Here is a 15,425-nt window from a genome sequence, read left to right as displayed (position 1 = left end):
CGGCGCCCGACCCGTCGGGGCCTCAGCGGTCGGTGAGCAGGCTCGGGTGCTCGGTGACGCCCTCGGGGCCCGCGACGAGGGCGCGCTCGTGCGCGGCGGGCTCGTCGGTGCGGGCCTCGGAGAGCAGCGGGACCACGTGCTCGCGCACGTCGAAGGGCTGCAGCGCGCGGCGGTAGGCGGTCACGGAGTCGAAGCGGGCGACCAGTACCCAGCTCCCCGGCTCCTCGATCGCCCGCCCGAGGTCGACGCCCTCGCAGCCCGGTTGCGCGGCGAGCAGCGCGACCGCCCGGCGGGCCCGCGCGAGGAACGCGGACGTCTCCGCGGCGGCCGGTGCGAAACGGCAGACCAGCAGCATCCCGGGCGTCCTCCCCCGTGCGTCGACAACGGATACCATTATCGGGAGATGGCGCACCGGGCTGCAGGCCCGGGGCAGCGGGAGGCCGACAGCCGGGAGGCAGCCGTGAGCGGTCGGGGACCGGGAGGGGCGCGCTCGCCCTTCACGGGACGGCGCGGCCGGGCGGTGCCCGGCGACGGGCCCCTGTCGCGGGTGCCCGCGGTGGCCGTGTTCGCCGTGGTGGTCGTCGTCTTCGCGGTGGGCGTGATCGTCGGGGGCGTCGTCGGCGCCGTCCTGCTCGGCGCGCTGGCGCTCGGGGTCGCCGGGCTGCTGGCCGCGACGTGGCCGCGCCTCGGGGCCGGGGAGAGGACGGTGCGCGTGCTCGTCCTCGTGGTGCTCGTCGCGATCGCGGTCGGGCTGGTGCTGCGGTGAGCGCGCCCCAGGTCGGCCGCAGCGCGGTGTCGCCGCCCGCGCACGTCCACGACGAGACCGCGGCCGACCTGCCGGCGCCCGGCCCGGAGACCCCCGGCTCGGCGGCGCTCGTCGCGGCGGGCGACCTGCTGCGCGCACTGGCCGCGCCGGTGCGGATCGCCATCGTGCTGCAGCTGCGCAACTCGCCGCGCTGCGTCCACGAGCTGGTCGACGCCCTCGCGGTGACCCAGCCGCTGATCAGCCAGCACCTGCGCGTGCTCAAGGCCGCCGGCGTGGTGCGCGGCGACCGACGGGGTCGCGAGGTCGTCTACCGCCTGGTGGACGATCACCTCGCACACATCGTCGTCGACGCGGTCGCGCACGTGGAGGAGGAGTCGTGACGGCTTCCGGCTCGCGCACACCCTCGGTGCCCGGGCTGCGCGCGACCAAGCAGCGCGCCGCGATCGCCGGGCTCCTCGACGAGCTGCGCGACTTCCGCTCCGCGCAGGAGATCCACGAAGAGCTGCGCCGCCGCGGCGAGGGCATCGGGCTGACCACCGTCTACCGGACGCTGCAGGCCCTCGCCGACGCCGACGAGATCGACGTCCTGCGCACGGGCACCGGCGAGGCGTCGTACCGCCGGTGCTCGGAGCACCATCACCACCACCTGGTCTGCCGCGTCTGCGGCAAGACCGTCGAGGTCGAGGGCCCCGCCGTCGAGCACTGGGCCGACCGCGTCGCCGCCCAGCACGGCTTCGCCGAGATCTCGCACACGGTGGAGATCCTCGGCATCTGCGCCGCCTGCCGCGCGGGCTGACGGCGGCGCGCCCGGACACGCCGGGAGCCGGGCCCCCGGTGGGGGACCCGGCTCGCGGGATCAGCGCTGAGCTACTCGCGGTCGGCCGACGGACGTCCGGCCGCCTCCGCCCGCGCGCCGGGACCGGTGTCGACGATCTCGGTGCCGGCCGGGTCGTCGTCCTTGGGCACGGAGCGCGCCCGGGCCTTGGCGCGGGCCTCCTCCGGGTCCGCGGGCACGACCGGGGTCTCCCCCGTCGAGAACGGGTCCTGCACGCCGTAGACCTCGGCGTACGTCGGGCCGCCCGACTCCCCGGCAGCCCGCTGGCGTGCCTTCGTGGTGGGGAAGGCCTGCACGTTCAGGTAGAAGTCCTCGCCGTGCTTGTCGGTGCCGTGGTCGATGGCCTGCTCCATGACCTCGAGGCCCTTGCGCTCGCGCAGGATCACGGGGTCGTGGTTGAGGTCGCGCATGAACGCGACGCAGAGGAACACCATGATCACGACGAACGGGGCCGCGACCAGGATGGTGAGGCTCTGCAGGCCGGACAGGGCGTCCTCGCCGCCGACCAGCAGCATGATGATCGCGACGGCGCCCATCACGGAGCCCCAGAAGATCACGACCCAGCGGGACGGCTCGTCGGTGCCGCGCTGCGACAGCGTGCCGGTGACGATCGACGCGGCGTCGGCACCGGAGACGAAGAAGATCGCCACGAGCACCATCACCAGAAGGCCCGTGAACGTGGCCCAGGGGTAGGCCTGGAGCACGGCGAACAGCTGGGTCTCGGTGTCGGCCGCCGCCGGGTTCAGACCCGCCTGCTGCTGGCTGATCGCGGTGCCGCCGAAGATCGAGAACCAGACGAGGCTGACGAGGCTCGGCACGAGGATCACGCCGCCGACGAACTGGCGGATCGTGCGGCCCCGGCTGATCTTCGCCAGGAACATGCCGACGAAGGGCGTCCAGGAGATCCACCACGCCCAGTAGAAGACCGTCCACGAGCTCAGCCACTCGAGCATGGCCTCGCCGCCGGTGGCCTCGGTGCGCCCGACCATCTCGGCCCAGTCACCGATGTACGCGCCGACCGCGGTGGGCAGCAGATCGAGGATGATCACCGTCGGGCCGACGACGAACACGAACAGCGCCAGGATGCCGGCGAGCACCATGTTGATGTTCGACAGCCACTGGATGCCCTTGGCGACGCCGGACACGGCCGAGAGCACGAACGCCGCGGTGAGCACGATGATCAGCGGCACGAGGACCTCGTTGCCCGCCCCGGGCAGGAAGCCCGTGGCGTCGAGGCCGCCGCCGATCTGCAGCGCGCCGAGTCCCAGCGAGGCCGCGGAGCCGAAGATGGTGGCGAAGATGGCGATGATGTCGATGACCCGGCCGACGGCGCCGTTGGCCGCCTTCTCGCCGATGAGCGGGATGAACGCCGAGCTGATCAGCTGGCGGCGGCCCTTGCGGAACGTCGAGTACGCGATGGCCAGGCCGACCACGGCGTAGATCGCCCACGGGTGCAGGGTCCAGTGGAACAGCGACGTGGCCATCGCCGTGTTCAGCGCGCCCACCTGGTCGCCGGGCATGACCGAGCCGGGCGGCGGCTCGGTGAAGAACGACAGCGGCTCGGCGACGCCGTAGAACATCAGCCCGATGCCCATGCCGGCGCTGAACATCATCGCGATCCAGGAGACCGTCCTGAACTCGGGCTGCTCGTCGTCACGCCCCAGCCGGATGCGGCCGAAGCGGCTGAACGCCAGCCACAGCGCGAAGACCACGAAGCCGGTGGCGGCGAGGATGAAACCCCAGCCACCGCCGCGGATGACGCCGCTGAGCATGGCGCTCGAGACGTTGCTGAGGCTCTCGGTGCCGATGACGCCCCAGGCCACGAAGATCACGGCCAGCGCGGCCCCGACACCGAAGACGACCCAGTCGGTGCCGTGCTTGCGGTCCGCGGCGCTCGTGGCGGGGACGTCCGGCTCACCACCGGACGATCCGGCCGGCTGTCCCGGCGGTGATGAGAGATCTTGTGTCATGGCGAGTCGCGCCTCCCAAAGGCCTCGAGAGACGCCCCTCCTCTCCGGATCGTCAGCGGTGGCCGAGTGTACGTCTGGTTGCGGCGTGTTCCTCCCGCTTTCGGCCCTTTGCTGTCGGTGCGCCGCGTGTCGGGTCAGTATTCGTACACCGGTTCGGGTGTGGCAACCAGCGACGACGATGTCACCGTCAGTGTCGGCACGTGGGCGTCGGCCGCCGTCCCCGTCCCGGCGACGACCCGCCCGCGCACCGTCACCCAGCGATCGCCCCCGTCGACGGCCGGGCCCACGTCGCGCAGGTGCCCCAGCGGGTCCGCGAGGTGGACCCGCACGGTCGACGCGTCGGCCGCGCAACAGGTGATCACGAGCCGCGCGAGGTCGACCGGGGCGGCCCCCGGTGGCGCGTCCCGGGCGGGCACGAGGAAGCCCGTGACCGTGACGTCGCGGCTGGTCAGCGGGCCGTCGGGGTCCGCCGCGGCGCGCGACACGACGTCGAGCAGCCCGAGGGTCGGCGCGTCGCCCGCCGGCAGCGGGTCGCCGGTGACCTCCGCGACCGGAGCCGCGCGGGAACCGACCCCGCCGACGGCCGCCGAGCCCAGCGCCGGCGGCACGACGAGCAGCAGGGCGAGCACCGGCAGCACGAGCATCCACGCCGCCGGCCCGGCGTGGCCGTCGTGCCCGTGGTCGTGCCCGTGGCCGTCGGCGGTCGCCCGTCCCCGCAGGTCGCGCACGATCGCCACCACGGCGACGGCGACGAGCACGACGCCGGCGGCGAGCACCGGGACCGCCGACCAGGGACGCACGTAGCGCAGGTAGGACCCGTCGAGGACGATCTTGACGAGCACCCCGCCGACCAGCACCAGCAGCACGTGCTGGGTGTCGCGGCTCATCGCGCGCCCCCGAGCACGAGCAGCCCCGCACCCACCGCGCACGTCACCGCGACCGCGAACGTCAGCGGGGCGAACCGCGCCGCGAAGGCCCGCCCGAACGTGCCCGCCTGCAGCGCGACGAGCTTGACGTCGACGGCGGGCCCGACGACGAGGAACACCAGGCGGGGCAGCAGCGGCAGCGTCGAGAGCGACGCCGCCACGAAGGCGTCGGCCTCGCTGCACAGCGCCAGCAGCACGGCGAGCAGCGCCATCACCGCGCAGGCGAGCATCAGGTGCCCGGCCAGCCCGTCGAGCCACGAGGAGGGCACGACCACCGTCATCACCGCGGCGGCGAGGCCCCCGACGACGAGGAACCCGCCGGCGTCGACCACGTCGTGGCGCACGGTCTCGGTGAACACCGCCCACCGCGGCGTGCCGTCGTCCGGCGGCGGCCGGCGCACCCGCGCGGCGATCCACTCCGCGCGCCCGTACCGCGTCCACAGCCAGCCGACGCCGACCGCCGTGGCCGCCGATCCGAGGAGGCGGGCACCGACCATCTCGGGGTGATCGGGGAACGCGACCGCCGTCGACACCAGCACCACGGGGTTGATCGCCGGCGCGGCCAGCAGGAAGGCGAGCGCCGCGGCCTCGGGCACGCCCTGCGCGACGAGGCGGCGGGCCACCGGCACCGAGGCGCACTCGCACCCCGGCAGCACCAGCCCGGCGGCGCCGGCGACGGGCACGGCGAGCGCCGGGCGCGCGGGCAGCACGCGGCGCAGCACGGCCGGCGAGACCCACGCCGCGAGCGCCCCGGAGAGCAGCGTGCCCAGCACCAGGAAGGGCAGCGCCTGCACGCAGACGGCGACGAACACGGTGGCCGCCGTGCGCACGAGGCCGACGTCGAGCAGGCGCACCAGCGGGCCCTGCAGCGCCGTGGCCACGAGGAGCACCCCGCACAGCACGACGAGCGACGCCGAGCCGCGCGTGGTCGTGGTCGGTCGCGGGGAGCTCACGGGGCGTGATGCTTCCAGCCGTCCCGATCGGTGCCGAGGAGCCGTCGGAGATGCTGTGGAGGCGAACGGCCGATGGGGACGGCGGACGGCGGAGCGGGCGCTCAGGCCTCCGGGACGAGGTCCTCCCGGACCTGCGCCGCCGTCGACACGACGAGCATGAGCAGCGTGCCCAGCGGCCCGACCGCGAGGCCCTCGGCGGGGAACGCGTAGCGCAGGGTCACGTCCCACCCCTGCTCGGTGGCGACCGCACCGAGCGTCCCGAACAGCCCCTGACCGGCCCGCTCGGCGACCCGCCGCGGCGTCTCGGGGTCCGCGAGGTCCCACGCGACGACGCAGGTCAGGCTCAGGACGGCGAGCCCCTCGACCAGCTCGACGCCCTGGATCGCGCACGGCACGCCGGCATGGCGGAAGGACAGCGCGCCGTCGTCGTCCACGTGCACGTCGACGAACTGCTCCATCGCCTCCCGCGCGGTGATCAGCAGTCCGGCGGTGGTGGCGGCCTCACGGCTCACGAGGTACCGGTCCCTTCCGAGCGGTCCATCGCGCCGCCGTAGCGACGGTCGCGCCGGGCGTAGATCTCGCACGCCTCCCAGAGGTGGCGGCGGTCGAAGTCGGGGAAGAGCGTGTCGAGGAAGACCATCTCGGCGTACGCCGACTGCCAGAGCAGGAAGTTCGACGTCCGCTGCTCCCCCGAGCTGCGCAGGAACAGGTCGACGTCGGGCATGTCGGGCTCGTCGAGGTGACGCGCGAGCGCCTTCTCGTCGATGCGCTCGGGGTCGATCTCGCCGCGGGCCGCACGGCGCGCGAGCTCCTTCGCGGCGCCGACGATCTCGGCGCGTCCGCCGTAGTTCACGCACATGGTGAGGGTGACGACGTCGTTGTCGCGGGTGAGCTCCTCGGCGGCCTCGAGCTCCTTGATCACGCTGCGCCACAGCCGCGGCCGCTGCCCCGACCAGCGCACCCGCACGCCCATGGCGTGCATCTCGTCGCGGCGCCGCCGGATCACGTCGCGGTTGAACCCGAGCAGGAAGCGCACCTCGTCGGGACTGCGCCGCCAGTTCTCCGTGGAAAACGCGTAGGCCGAGATCCACTTGACGCCGATGTCGATGCAGCCGCGGACGACGTCGAGCAGCTGTCCCTCGCCCTGGCGGTGGCCCTCGATGCGCGGCAGGCCCCGCTGGTTGGCCCAGCGCCCGTTGCCGTCCATGACCAGCGCGACGTGATTGGGCACCAGCTCGCGGGGGATGTCGGGCGGGGTGGCGCCGCTGGGATGCGGCGTCGGCGGCATCACCGTCGGGTCGTCGCGGCCCCGCAGCCGGCGGCCGGACGTGCGGCCGCGGTCGGGGCGCAGGCGGGGGCTCACAGCGTCACTCCCGGATCCGAGCGAAGGGCACCCTCGGTCGGCTCGTCGGGGCGAAGGTGCCCTTCGCTCGACTCGTCGGCGATCTCCACGTCACCCGGCGCGGCGAGGTCGACGCGCGGGACGCCGCCGCGGCGGTCGACCAGCGGCAGCGAGCGCAGGGTCCGCTCGAGGTGCCACTGCAGGTGGGCGGCGACGAGGCCGGCGGTGTCGCGGCGGGCGGCGGTGTCGGTGCCCTCGGCGGTGCCCCAGTCGCCGCCCCGCAGGGCCTCGAGCAGGCGCCAGGTCTCCTCGGACGGGACGATCGCCCCCGACGGGCGGCAGTGGTCGCACACCGCGCCGCCGGCCGGCACCGAGAAGCGGCGGTGGTACGGCGCGCCCTCGACGCCGCAGCGCGCACACTCGGTGATCGCCGGCGCCCAGCCCGCGATCACCATGGCGCGCAGCAGGAAGGCGTCGAGCACGAGGTAGGGGTCGCGGGTGCCGCCGGCGAGCCCGCGCAGGGCACCGACGAGCAGCAGGAACAGCTCGCGCGCCGGCTCGCCCTCCTCCGAGGTCAGCCGGTCGGCGGTCTCGAGCAGCGCGCAGCCCGCGGTGTACCGCGGGTAGTCGCCGGTCAGCCCGCCGCCGAAGGCGTCGACGGTCTGGACCTGGGTGACGATGTCGAGGCTGCGCCCGGTGTGCAGCTGCAGGTCCACGTGGCCGAACGGCTCCAGCCGCGCGCCGAACCGCGAGCTCGTGCGCCGCACGCCCTTGGCGACCGCGCGGACCTTGCCGTGGCGGTGGGTCAGGAACGTGACGATCCGGTCGGCCTCGCCGAGCTTCTGCAGCCGCAGCACCACCCCGGTGTCGCGATAGAAGCCCACGGCCTCATGGTCGCACCCCTAGGGCGCGGGTGCGTTCACCACGGGCCGCAGATCGGGGTAGTTGGTGATCTCCCAGCCGCCGTCGACGACGAGGCTCGTGCCGTTGACGTACGACGCGTCCTCGCCGGCGAGGAACAGCGCCGGCCCGGCGATCTCGTCGGGGTCCCCCGCGCGGGCGGCGACGATCCGCGTCAGGAAGTCCTTCTCGATCGGCCCGCCGTCCATGAAGCCCGCCGTCAGCGGCGTGCGGATGAGTCCGGGGAGGATCGCGTTGACCCGGATGCCGCGGTCGCCGAGCTCCAGCGCGGCGTTCTTCGTGAACATCTCGACGCCCGCCTTCGCCGCGGCGTACGACGACGCGCCGTAGAGCGGGACGTGGGCGTTGAGCGAGGAGATGTTGACGATCGCGCTGCCCGGCGCCATCACCCGCGCCTCGTGCCGGGTGCTGAGGTAGACCCCGCGCAGGACGAGGTCGACCGTCCAGCGCCAGTCCTCCTCGTCGCCGTCGACGACCGTGCCGAACCGGGCCGAGCCGGCGACGTTGAACGCGGCGTCGAGGCGCCCGAACCGCTCGACGGTGTGGGCGACCGCGCCCGCCACCTGCGTGGAGTCGGTGACGTCGGCGACGACCGTCTCCGCGCCCTGCTGCCGGCCGAGGCCGACCTCGTCGATGTCGAGGAGGACCACCGACGCGCCCTCCGCCACCAGCCTCGCCCCGATCGCGGCGCCGATGCCCGACGCGCCGCCGGTCACCAGGGCGACCTTGTCCCGGTATCGCTGCATGCTGCGAACGTAGGACGATCAGGCCATGAGCGGAATCGAACGGCGCGTCCTCGACGCCCTGGCCGACACGTCCTCCGCGGAGCCCGAGGGCCTGTTCGCGCCCGGCGCGGTCACCTGGCACTCCTTCGACGAGGTCGAGGCGCCGACGATCCCGGACACCTTCGCGACCCTGCGCGCCATCCGCGAGAAGGTCCCCGACTTCACGATGACCGACGTGCGCACCGGCGACGGCTTCGCGCAGTACGTGATCGTCGGGACCCTGCCGGACGGGTCGGCGCTGCGGGCGCCCGCGGCGCTGGCGATCCACGTCGAGGGCGGGCTCGTCACCCGGATCGAGGAGTACGTCGACACCGGGCAACTGGCGGGGCTGTTCGCACTCCTCGCGTGAGGTGGGGGCTTCTAGAAGCCGAGGCGCCGGAGCTGGCGGGGGTCGCGCTGCCAGTCCTTCGCGACCTTGACGAACAGGTCCAGGTGGACCTTCTCGCCGAGCAGGGCCTCGATCTGGCGGCGGGCCTCGGTGCCGACCTGCTTGAGGCGCGCGCCGCCCTTGCCGATCACGATCGACTTCTGGCTGTCGCGCTCGACGAAGATCTCCGCGCGGACGGTGAGCACCTTGCCCGGCGTCATCTCCTCGACCACCACCGCCAGCGAGTGCGGGAGCTCGTCGCGCACGCCCTCGAGCGCGGCCTCCCGCACGAACTCGGCGATCAGCGTCGTCTCGGGCTCGTCGGAGAGCTCGCCGTCGGGGTAGAGCGGCGGGCCGGGGGGCATGCGCGCGAGCAGGAGGTCCGCCAGCAGCGAGACCTGGTGCCCCTGCGACGCGGACACCGGGACGATCTCGGCGAACTCGGCGAGCTGTTCGAGCGCGAGCAGCCGCTCCGCGATCACCTCAGGGCGCACGAGGTCGGTCTTGGTCAGGATCCCGATCAGCGGGGTCGTCGCGGTCACCTTCGCCAGCTCCGCGGCGATGAACCGGTCGCCGGGCCCGATCTGCTGGTCGGCGGGCACGCAGAACCCGATGACGTCGACCTCGGCCCACGTCGTGTGCACGACGTCGTTGAGCCGCTCCCCCAGCAGCGTGCGCGGGCGGTGCAGGCCGGGGGTGTCGACGAGGACGAGCTGGCCGTCGTCGCGGTGCACCACGCCGCGGATCGCGTGGCGGGTGGTCTGGGGCCGCGACGACGTGATCGCGACCTTCTGCCCGACCAGCGCGTTGGTCAGCGTCGACTTGCCCACGTTGGGCCGGCCGACGAAGCACGCGAACCCCGAGCGGAAACCGTCCTCGTCAGGCAACGGACTTCCCCTCCAGCCGCGCCACGATCTCGCGCCCGATCGGCAGCGCCGCGGTCGCCGCCGGCGACGGGGCGTTGAGCACGTGCAGCACGCTCGGCCCGTCGGCCGGGGCGCCGTCCTGCACGAACAGGAAGTCGTCGACCAGCGACCCGTCGGGCCGGATCGCCTGGGCGCGGACCCCGGCCCGGCGGGCGACGTCGTGCGGCGTGCGCAGGTCGTCGGCGGTGACGCCGGGCAGCATCCGGGCCACCGCCGCGGCCATCGCGGGGCGCGACAGCGAGCGGTGCATCTCGCCCAGCCCGTAGCGCCACTGCTTGCCGGCGAGCGTGAGGAACCCGGGGTCGGTGAGCGTGCCGGCGAGCTCGCGCACGCGCAGCGTCCGCCAGTCGTAGCCCTCGCGGGCCAGGGCGAGCACGGCGTTCGGGCCCACGTGCACCGAGCCGTCGACGCCGCGGGTGGCGTGCACGCCGAGGAACGGGAAGGCCGGGTCGGGCACCGGGTAGACGAGCCCGCGCACGCTCTCGCCGATCGGGCCGACGAGGTCGGAGTACTCGCCGCGGAACGGCACGATGCGCACGCCGGGGTCGAAGCCCGACGCGCGGGCGATCTCGTCGGAGCGCAGGCCCGCGCACACCACGACCTGGCCGGCGAGCAGGTCGCCGCGGTCGGTGTGCACGACGACGTCGTCGCGCCGGCGTGCCACCGAGCGCACCGCGCGGCCGGTGTGCAGGACCGCGCCGCGCTGCGCGGCCAGGTCGGCGAGGCGCCGGGTGATCGCGCCGTAGTCGCAGATCCCCGTCGAGGGCACCCAGAGCCCGGCGATCGCGGCGACGGCGGGCTCGCGCTCGCGGACCCCGGCCTCGTCGAGCTCGTGCACCTCGACCCCGTTGGCCCGCCCGCGGCGGACCAGCTCGGCCATGCGCGGCAGCTCGTCGGCCTCGGTGGCCACGACGACCTTGCCGCACTCCTGCCAGGGCAGGTCGTGCTCGGCGCAGAACGCCTTGGTCTCCGCGCAGCCCTCGACGGCCAGGCGGGCCTTCAGCGAGCCGGGCGCGTAGTACAACCCGGAGTGGATGACGTTGGAGTTGCGGCCGGTCTGGTGCGTGCCCGCGGTGTGCTCGCGCTCGACGAGGGCGACCGAGGTGTGCCCCGCGGCGAGCAGCTCGTGCAGCACCGCGAACCCGACGATCCCCCCGCCCACCACCACGACGTCGTGGCGCGGGCTGGGCGCGGCCGGGAGCGTCACGACGCCACCCGGTGCACCGACGCCGCGTCGGGACCGGCGACGAGCACCGTCGCGCCCGCGGTGACCTCGGCGACGGCCGCGAGGCCCGGGTCGTCGAACCCGCCGTCCAGGTCGTCCACGCCGACGACGGCGGCGGCCTCGAGCCCGGGCGCACCGGCCGCCACGGCCGCCGCGACCGCGGCCTGCAGCGCGGTCAGCGACAGCGAGGGCAGGCCCACGGTGCACGCCGCGTACGTACGGCCGTCGCTGTCGCGCACCGCGGCGCCGTGGGCGGCTCCGGTGCGGGCCCGTGCCGAGCGGGCGAGCGTCACGATCTTGGCGTCCTCGGCGTCGAGGGCGTCGGGGGCCACGGGCTCCGTGAGCGCGGCAGCGTCAGCCACGGTCGTCCTTTCCGTCGCGGGCGCCGGTCTGGGCCAGGTCGCCCTCGGTGCGCCGCGCATCGTCGCCTGTCGTCGCCCGGTCGTCCTCGGCGGGGGCGGGCTCGGCCTCCTCGCCGGGCTGGCGCCACACCAGCAGGCTGCGGATCCGCATCCGTCCGCGGCCGTCCTCGCCGCCCTCGGCCCGCAGGCGCAAGCCGGAGATCTCGGCCTCGGCGCCGGGCAGCGGGACGCGCCCGAGGCGCTGGGCCAGCAGCCCGCCGACGGTGTCGACGTCCTCGACGTCGAACTCGACGCCGGTGGCCTCCTCGAGGTCCTCCACCGGCAGGCGGGCGGCCACCCGCCACGTCGCGGCGTCGAGGTGCTCGAGCGGGCGGTGCTCGGCGGCGTCGTACTCGTCGGTGATCTCGCCGACGATCTCCTCGAGCAGGTCCTCGATGGTCACCAGCCCCGCGGTGCCGCCGTACTCGTCGACGACCAGCGCCATGTGGTTGCGGTCGCGCTGCATGTCGCGCAGCAGGGCGTCGGCGCGCTTGGAGTCGGGCACGAACTGCGCCGGGCGCATCAGCTCGCCGACCGCCCCCGACCGGTCCGGCGGCGTCAACCCCGATGGTCCAGCTCCGCTGCGCTGCGTGTCCCCCTCGTCGACCGAGCGCCGCACCAGGTCCTTGAGGTAGACCACGCCCACGGTGTCGTCGACGTTCTCGCCGATCACCGGGATGCGCGAGTAGCCGCTGCGCAGCGCGAGGGCCAGCGCCTGGCGCACCGTCTTCTCGCGCTCGATCCACACCATCTCGGTGCGCGGCACCATGACCTCGAGGACGCGGGTGTCGCCGAGGTCGAACACCGACTGGATCATCGCCCGCTCGTCGTCGTCGACGAGCCCGCCGCGCTCGGCCATGTCGACCAGCTCGCGCAGCTCGACCTCCGAGGAGAACGGGCCCTCGCGGAACCCGACCCCGGGCGTGATCGCGTTGCCGACGACGATGAGCAGCGAGGCCAGCGGGCCGAGCAGCCGCGCCAGCACGCGCACCGGGCCGGCCACCGAGAGCGCCAGCCCGTAGGGATGCTGGCGCCCCAGCGTGCGCGGCCCCACGCCGATGAGCACGTACGACACGAGCACCACGACCAGCGCGGCGACCAGCAGCGCGAGCCAGTCCGGCCCGATGAGCTGCAGGGCCACGAACGCCCCCAGCACCGACGCGGATGCCTCGCACGCCAGCCGCAGCAGCATGAGCAGGTTGAGGTGGCGCGGACGGTCGGCGACGACGGCCGCCAGCGACTTGGCCCCGCCGGCGCCCTCGCGGACCAGACCGTCGACCCGGGCGCGCGACACCGACGAGATCGCCGCGTCGGCCGCCGCGAACACGCCCGCGAGGGGGACGAGGAGGATCGCGGCGACGAGCTGGCCGACGAGCCCGGGGGTCACTGCGGGGCGCTCCCCGGTTCGTCCAGCCCGACCGTGCCGAGCAGCCGGTCGTCCTTGGCGCGGTCGCGTGCGGTGCGCGCCGCGGCGGCGCGCCGGGACCGCCAGTCGGCGAGCAGCTCGGCCTGCAGCCCGAACATCTGGCGCTCCTCGTCGGGCTCGGCGTGGTCGTAGCCGAGCAGGTGCAGCACGCCGTGCACGGTCAGCAGGTGCAGCTCGTCGTCGAGGCCGTGCCCGGCGGCGGCCGCCTGGTCGGCCGCGAACGCGGGGCACAGCACGATGTCGCCGAGCAGGGCGGGCCCCGACGACGGCGCGTCCGGCCGCCGCGCCGAGTCGTACTCGTCCATGGGGAACGACATGACGTCGGTGGGCCCGGGCTCGTCGAGCCAGCGCTCGTGCAGCTCGGCCATCGGCTCCAGCTCGATGAGCATGATCGACAGCTCGGCGAGCGGGCTCACGCCCATGCGGTCGAGGGCGTAGCGGGCGACCTCGACGATCGGGCCCTCCGCCACCTCGACGCCGGACTCGTTGGCGATCTCGATGCTCATGGGGTTCCCGTCGATATCCGGAGAGTTCATCGACCTCGTCGCTCGCGGTTGCGCGGCCCCACCGGCGGGCCGGTGCGCGGGGCGCTCGACACGGCCTGGGGGCGTCGCTGCTGGGCCGCGTCGTAGCGGCCGTACGCGTCGATGATGTCGGCGACGAGGCGGTGGCGCACGACGTCGTGCGAGGTCAGCTCCGCGAACTCGACGTCGTCGACGCCGTCGAGGATCTCGCGGACCACCCGCAGGCCCGACGTCGAGCCACCCGGCAGGTCGACCTGGGTGACGTCGCCCGTGACCACCATCTTCGAGTTGAAGCCCAGGCGGGTGAGGAACATCTTCATCTGTTCCGGCGTCGTGTTCTGGGCCTCGTCGAGGATGATGAAGGCGTCGTTCAAGGACCGGCCGCGCATGTAGGCCAGAGGGGCGATCTCGATGGTCCCCGCGGCCATGAGCTTGGGCACCGCGTCGGTGTCGAGCATGTCGTGCAGCGCGTCGTAGAGCGGCCGCAGGTACGGGTCGATCTTCTCCGAGAGCGTGCCGGGCAGGAACCCGAGCCGCTCGCCGGCCTCGACCGCCGGCCGGGTCAGGATGATCCGGTTGACCTGCTTGGCCTGCAGCGCCTGGACGGCCTTCGCCATCGCCAGGTAGGTCTTGCCGGTGCCCGCCGGGCCGATGCCGAAGACGATGGTGTTGACGTCGATCGCGTCGACGTAGCGCTTCTGGTTGAGCGTCTTGGGCCGGACGGTGCGCCCGCGGCGGGACACGATGTCGAGGCTGAGCACCTCGGCGGGCGAGGTGCCGCCGCCGTCGCCGTCCTCGTCGTCGTCCTGCAGCATGCGCACCGAGCGCCGCACCGCGTCGGGGTCGATCTGCTGGCCGCGGCTGGCGAGCACCACCAGCTCGGCGAACACCCGCTCGGCGAACGCCACGTCCGCGGGATCGCCGGAGAGGGTGAGCTCGTTGCCGCGGACGTGGACGTCGGCGGCCAGCAGGCTCTCGGCCTCGCGAAGGTTCTCGTCGCGCTTGCCCAGGAGCGCCAGGAGCGCCGCCTCGGGCACCACGATCCGGGAGGTTCCGTCACCGGTCACGTGCTGAACTGTCCTGCTTCCTGCTCGACATCGGGGCCGTCCGTCCCCCTCACATCGATCCTAGCCCCCACACGCGGGTGGTCGGGTGCCGCTCACAGCAGACCCTCGACCTCCTCGCGCACCGCGGCCCACGCTTGCTGGGCGGGGTCGATGACCGCGAAGTGGTCGGCCCCGGGCAGCACCCGCAGGCGGGCGTCCCCGCGGGCGGCGCCGGCCGCGGCGACGTAGCGCTGCGACTGGTCGAGCGGCACGACGGTGTCGGCGTCGCCGTGCACGCAGACCACGGGGGCGGGCGCGGGCACGAGCGCGGCGGGCGAGGCCAGCGCGTAACGGTCGGCGACGGCCTCCGGGGGCCCGCCGAGCAGGTCGACGACGGCCCCGCCGCCGAGGTTCGCGGCCGCGCCGGCGACGAGGTCGAGCACCCCGGCCTGGCTCACGGTGCCCACCGGGGTGACCCGCGGGTCCGCGCCGGGACGCCCGGTGTCGAGGCGCTCGCGGCTCGCGGCCCAGCCGACGAGCTGGCCGCCCGCGGAGTGCCCGAGGAACACCACGCGCTCGAGGTCGAGGCGCCCGTCGGCGGCCTTCTGCACGCTGTCGGGCAGCAGGTCGACGGCGGCGGCGACGTCGGTGAACGTCGTCGGCCAGCCCCCGCCCGCGCCGACGCGGCGGTACTCGACGTTCCACGCCGCGATGCCGCGGTTGGTGAGGTCGACCGCGAGCGGCGTGCCCAGCTCGAGCCCGTACGCGGCGCGCCAGTAGCCGCCGTGCACCACGACCACCACCGGGACCCGCTGCCCGCCGGGCGGCAGGTGCAGCACCCCGTACTGCGCGGGGTCGGGGCCGTAGGGCAGCGACCGCGGCGACGGGGTGCCGGGCTGGGTCGGCGGGACGGTGACGTCGCCGACGGGGGTGGGGACGCGGGCGCACGCGGCGACGCCCGCGAGCCCGACGATGCCCCCCAGCAGCGATCGGCGCGCCATCCTCGAACTGC

The 15,425-nt window shown here is 74.5% G+C and carries 19 protein-coding genes; 4 read left to right on the top strand and 15 right to left on the bottom strand.

The features are described from left to right. Window positions 1-22: 22 nt before the first annotated feature. Window positions 23-355 carry an antibiotic biosynthesis monooxygenase gene (locus ACFPK1_RS20610; RefSeq protein ID WP_378022810.1) on the bottom strand — a complete coding sequence of 111 codons (333 nt, stop codon included), beginning with the start codon at window positions 353-355 and terminating at the stop codon, window positions 23-25. Between the two features lie 105 nt (window positions 356-460). Here ACFPK1_RS20610 and ACFPK1_RS20605 point away from each other — a divergent pair, with 105 nt between their 5' ends. The 3 genes from ACFPK1_RS20605 to ACFPK1_RS20595 all read left to right on the top strand — a co-directional run bounded on the left by ACFPK1_RS20605 (window position 461) and on the right by ACFPK1_RS20595 (window position 1,562). After that, entirely contained in the window at window positions 461-766 is a 306-nt protein-coding gene (locus ACFPK1_RS20605) for a DUF6703 family protein (protein WP_378022809.1), read from the top strand. Between the two features lie 68 nt (window positions 767-834). After that, window positions 835-1,146 (top strand): ArsR/SmtB family transcription factor, encoded by a 312-nt coding sequence (locus ACFPK1_RS20600; protein WP_378022850.1) that lies wholly within the window; start codon window positions 835-837, stop codon window positions 1,144-1,146. Next, the gene (locus ACFPK1_RS20595; RefSeq protein WP_378022808.1) at window positions 1,143-1,562 is read left to right on the top strand and encodes a Fur family transcriptional regulator; all 420 of its coding nucleotides are present in this window, start codon (window positions 1,143-1,145) and stop codon (window positions 1,560-1,562) included. The genes ACFPK1_RS20600 and ACFPK1_RS20595 overlap by 4 nt, the downstream gene beginning before the upstream one ends. A gap of 71 nt (window positions 1,563-1,633) precedes the next feature. Here ACFPK1_RS20595 and ACFPK1_RS20590 read toward each other — a convergent pair whose 3' ends face one another. From ACFPK1_RS20590 to ACFPK1_RS20560, 7 genes are all read right to left on the bottom strand, one after another. Next, window positions 1,634-3,571: a BCCT family transporter gene (locus ACFPK1_RS20590; RefSeq protein WP_378022807.1), complete on the bottom strand. Its 1,938-nt coding sequence runs from the start codon at window positions 3,569-3,571 to the stop codon at window positions 1,634-1,636. A gap of 134 nt (window positions 3,572-3,705) precedes the next feature. Next, window positions 3,706-4,458: a TIGR03943 family putative permease subunit gene (locus ACFPK1_RS20585; RefSeq protein WP_378022806.1), complete on the bottom strand. Its 753-nt coding sequence runs from the start codon at window positions 4,456-4,458 to the stop codon at window positions 3,706-3,708. Next, window positions 4,455-5,450, bottom strand: coding sequence for a permease (locus ACFPK1_RS20580; protein WP_378022805.1), 996 nt, complete (start codon window positions 5,448-5,450; stop codon window positions 4,455-4,457). Before ACFPK1_RS20580 ends, ACFPK1_RS20585 begins: the two co-directional genes overlap by 4 nt. Window positions 5,451-5,551: 101 nt before the next feature. Next, window positions 5,552-5,962 (bottom strand): hypothetical protein, encoded by a 411-nt coding sequence (locus ACFPK1_RS20575; protein WP_378022804.1) that lies wholly within the window; start codon window positions 5,960-5,962, stop codon window positions 5,552-5,554. After that, the gene (locus tag ACFPK1_RS20570) at window positions 5,959-6,738 is read right to left on the bottom strand and encodes an isoprenyl transferase (protein WP_378022849.1); all 780 of its coding nucleotides are present in this window, start codon (window positions 6,736-6,738) and stop codon (window positions 5,959-5,961) included. The genes ACFPK1_RS20575 and ACFPK1_RS20570 overlap by 4 nt, the downstream gene beginning before the upstream one ends. Window positions 6,739-6,809: 71 nt before the next feature. Continuing rightward, complete coding sequence (gene recO / locus ACFPK1_RS20565; protein ID WP_378022803.1) at window positions 6,810-7,676, bottom strand: DNA repair protein RecO; 867 nt, start codon at window positions 7,674-7,676, stop codon at window positions 6,810-6,812. 18 nt (window positions 7,677-7,694) lie between these two features. Next, a complete protein-coding gene (locus ACFPK1_RS20560; RefSeq protein WP_378022802.1) occupies window positions 7,695-8,459 on the bottom strand; it encodes an SDR family NAD(P)-dependent oxidoreductase in 765 nt (254 codons plus the stop codon). Window positions 8,460-8,484: 25 nt separating this feature from the next. On the opposite strand from ACFPK1_RS20560, the gene ACFPK1_RS20555 reads away from it, so the two are divergent. Beyond that, window positions 8,485-8,847: a nuclear transport factor 2-like protein gene (locus ACFPK1_RS20555; RefSeq protein WP_378022801.1), complete on the top strand. Its 363-nt coding sequence runs from the start codon at window positions 8,485-8,487 to the stop codon at window positions 8,845-8,847. A gap of 11 nt (window positions 8,848-8,858) precedes the next feature. On the opposite strand, the gene era is transcribed toward ACFPK1_RS20555, so the two are convergent. From era to ACFPK1_RS20520, 7 genes are all read right to left on the bottom strand, one after another. Then, window positions 8,859-9,752: a GTPase Era gene (era, locus tag ACFPK1_RS20550; protein ID WP_378022800.1), complete on the bottom strand. Its 894-nt coding sequence runs from the start codon at window positions 9,750-9,752 to the stop codon at window positions 8,859-8,861. Beyond that, a complete protein-coding gene (lhgO, locus tag ACFPK1_RS20545; protein WP_378022799.1) occupies window positions 9,745-10,998 on the bottom strand; it encodes an L-2-hydroxyglutarate oxidase in 1,254 nt (417 codons plus the stop codon). The genes era and lhgO overlap by 8 nt, the downstream gene beginning before the upstream one ends. Then, window positions 10,995-11,378, bottom strand: a complete 384-nt coding sequence (locus ACFPK1_RS20540) for a cytidine deaminase (protein ID WP_378022798.1) — start codon at window positions 11,376-11,378, stop codon at window positions 10,995-10,997. Before ACFPK1_RS20540 ends, lhgO begins: the two co-directional genes overlap by 4 nt. Next, a complete protein-coding gene (locus tag ACFPK1_RS20535) occupies window positions 11,371-12,804 on the bottom strand; it encodes a hemolysin family protein (protein WP_378022797.1) in 1,434 nt (477 codons plus the stop codon). The genes ACFPK1_RS20540 and ACFPK1_RS20535 overlap by 8 nt, the downstream gene beginning before the upstream one ends. After that, window positions 12,801-13,349, bottom strand: coding sequence for an rRNA maturation RNase YbeY (gene ybeY / locus ACFPK1_RS20530; protein WP_378022796.1), 549 nt, complete (start codon window positions 13,347-13,349; stop codon window positions 12,801-12,803). The genes ACFPK1_RS20535 and ybeY overlap by 4 nt, the downstream gene beginning before the upstream one ends. 26 nt (window positions 13,350-13,375) lie before the next feature. After that, entirely contained in the window at window positions 13,376-14,434 is a 1,059-nt protein-coding gene (locus tag ACFPK1_RS20525) for a PhoH family protein (RefSeq protein WP_378022795.1), read from the bottom strand. Between the two features lie 92 nt (window positions 14,435-14,526). Continuing rightward, complete coding sequence (locus tag ACFPK1_RS20520) at window positions 14,527-15,414, bottom strand: alpha/beta hydrolase family protein (protein WP_378022794.1); 888 nt, start codon at window positions 15,412-15,414, stop codon at window positions 14,527-14,529. Window positions 15,415-15,425: the final 11 nt, after the last annotated feature.

Source organism: Actinomycetospora rhizophila (assembly GCF_042657905.1).
GTDB lineage: Bacteria > Actinomycetota > Actinomycetes > Mycobacteriales > Pseudonocardiaceae > Actinomycetospora > Actinomycetospora rhizophila.
The sequence above is the reverse complement of the archived record's forward strand: the minus strand, read 5'-3'. Positions and strand labels throughout refer to the sequence as shown.

What these genes read in the sequence shown, in the direction of transcription:
- ACFPK1_RS20520 (WP_378022794.1), bottom strand. Translation starts at nt 15,414, where the DNA reads ATGGCGCGCCGATCGCTGCTGGGGGGCATCGTCGGGCTCGCGGGCGTC.
- ybeY (WP_378022796.1), bottom strand. Translation starts at nt 13,349, where the DNA reads ATGAGCATCGAGATCGCCAACGAGTCCGGCGTCGAGGTGGCGGAGGGC.
- ACFPK1_RS20585 (WP_378022806.1), bottom strand. Translation starts at nt 4,458, where the DNA reads ATGAGCCGCGACACCCAGCACGTGCTGCTGGTGCTGGTCGGCGGGGTG.
- ACFPK1_RS20560 (WP_378022802.1), bottom strand. Translation starts at nt 8,459, where the DNA reads ATGCAGCGATACCGGGACAAGGTCGCCCTGGTGACCGGCGGCGCGTCG.
- ACFPK1_RS20570 (WP_378022849.1), bottom strand. Translation starts at nt 6,738, where the DNA reads ATGCCGCCGACGCCGCATCCCAGCGGCGCCACCCCGCCCGACATCCCC.
- ACFPK1_RS20555 (WP_378022801.1), top strand. Translation starts at nt 8,485, where the DNA reads ATGAGCGGAATCGAACGGCGCGTCCTCGACGCCCTGGCCGACACGTCC.
- ACFPK1_RS20610 (WP_378022810.1), bottom strand. Translation starts at nt 355, where the DNA reads ATGCTGCTGGTCTGCCGTTTCGCACCGGCCGCCGCGGAGACGTCCGCG.
- ACFPK1_RS20590 (WP_378022807.1), bottom strand. Translation starts at nt 3,571, where the DNA reads ATGACACAAGATCTCTCATCACCGCCGGGACAGCCGGCCGGATCGTCC.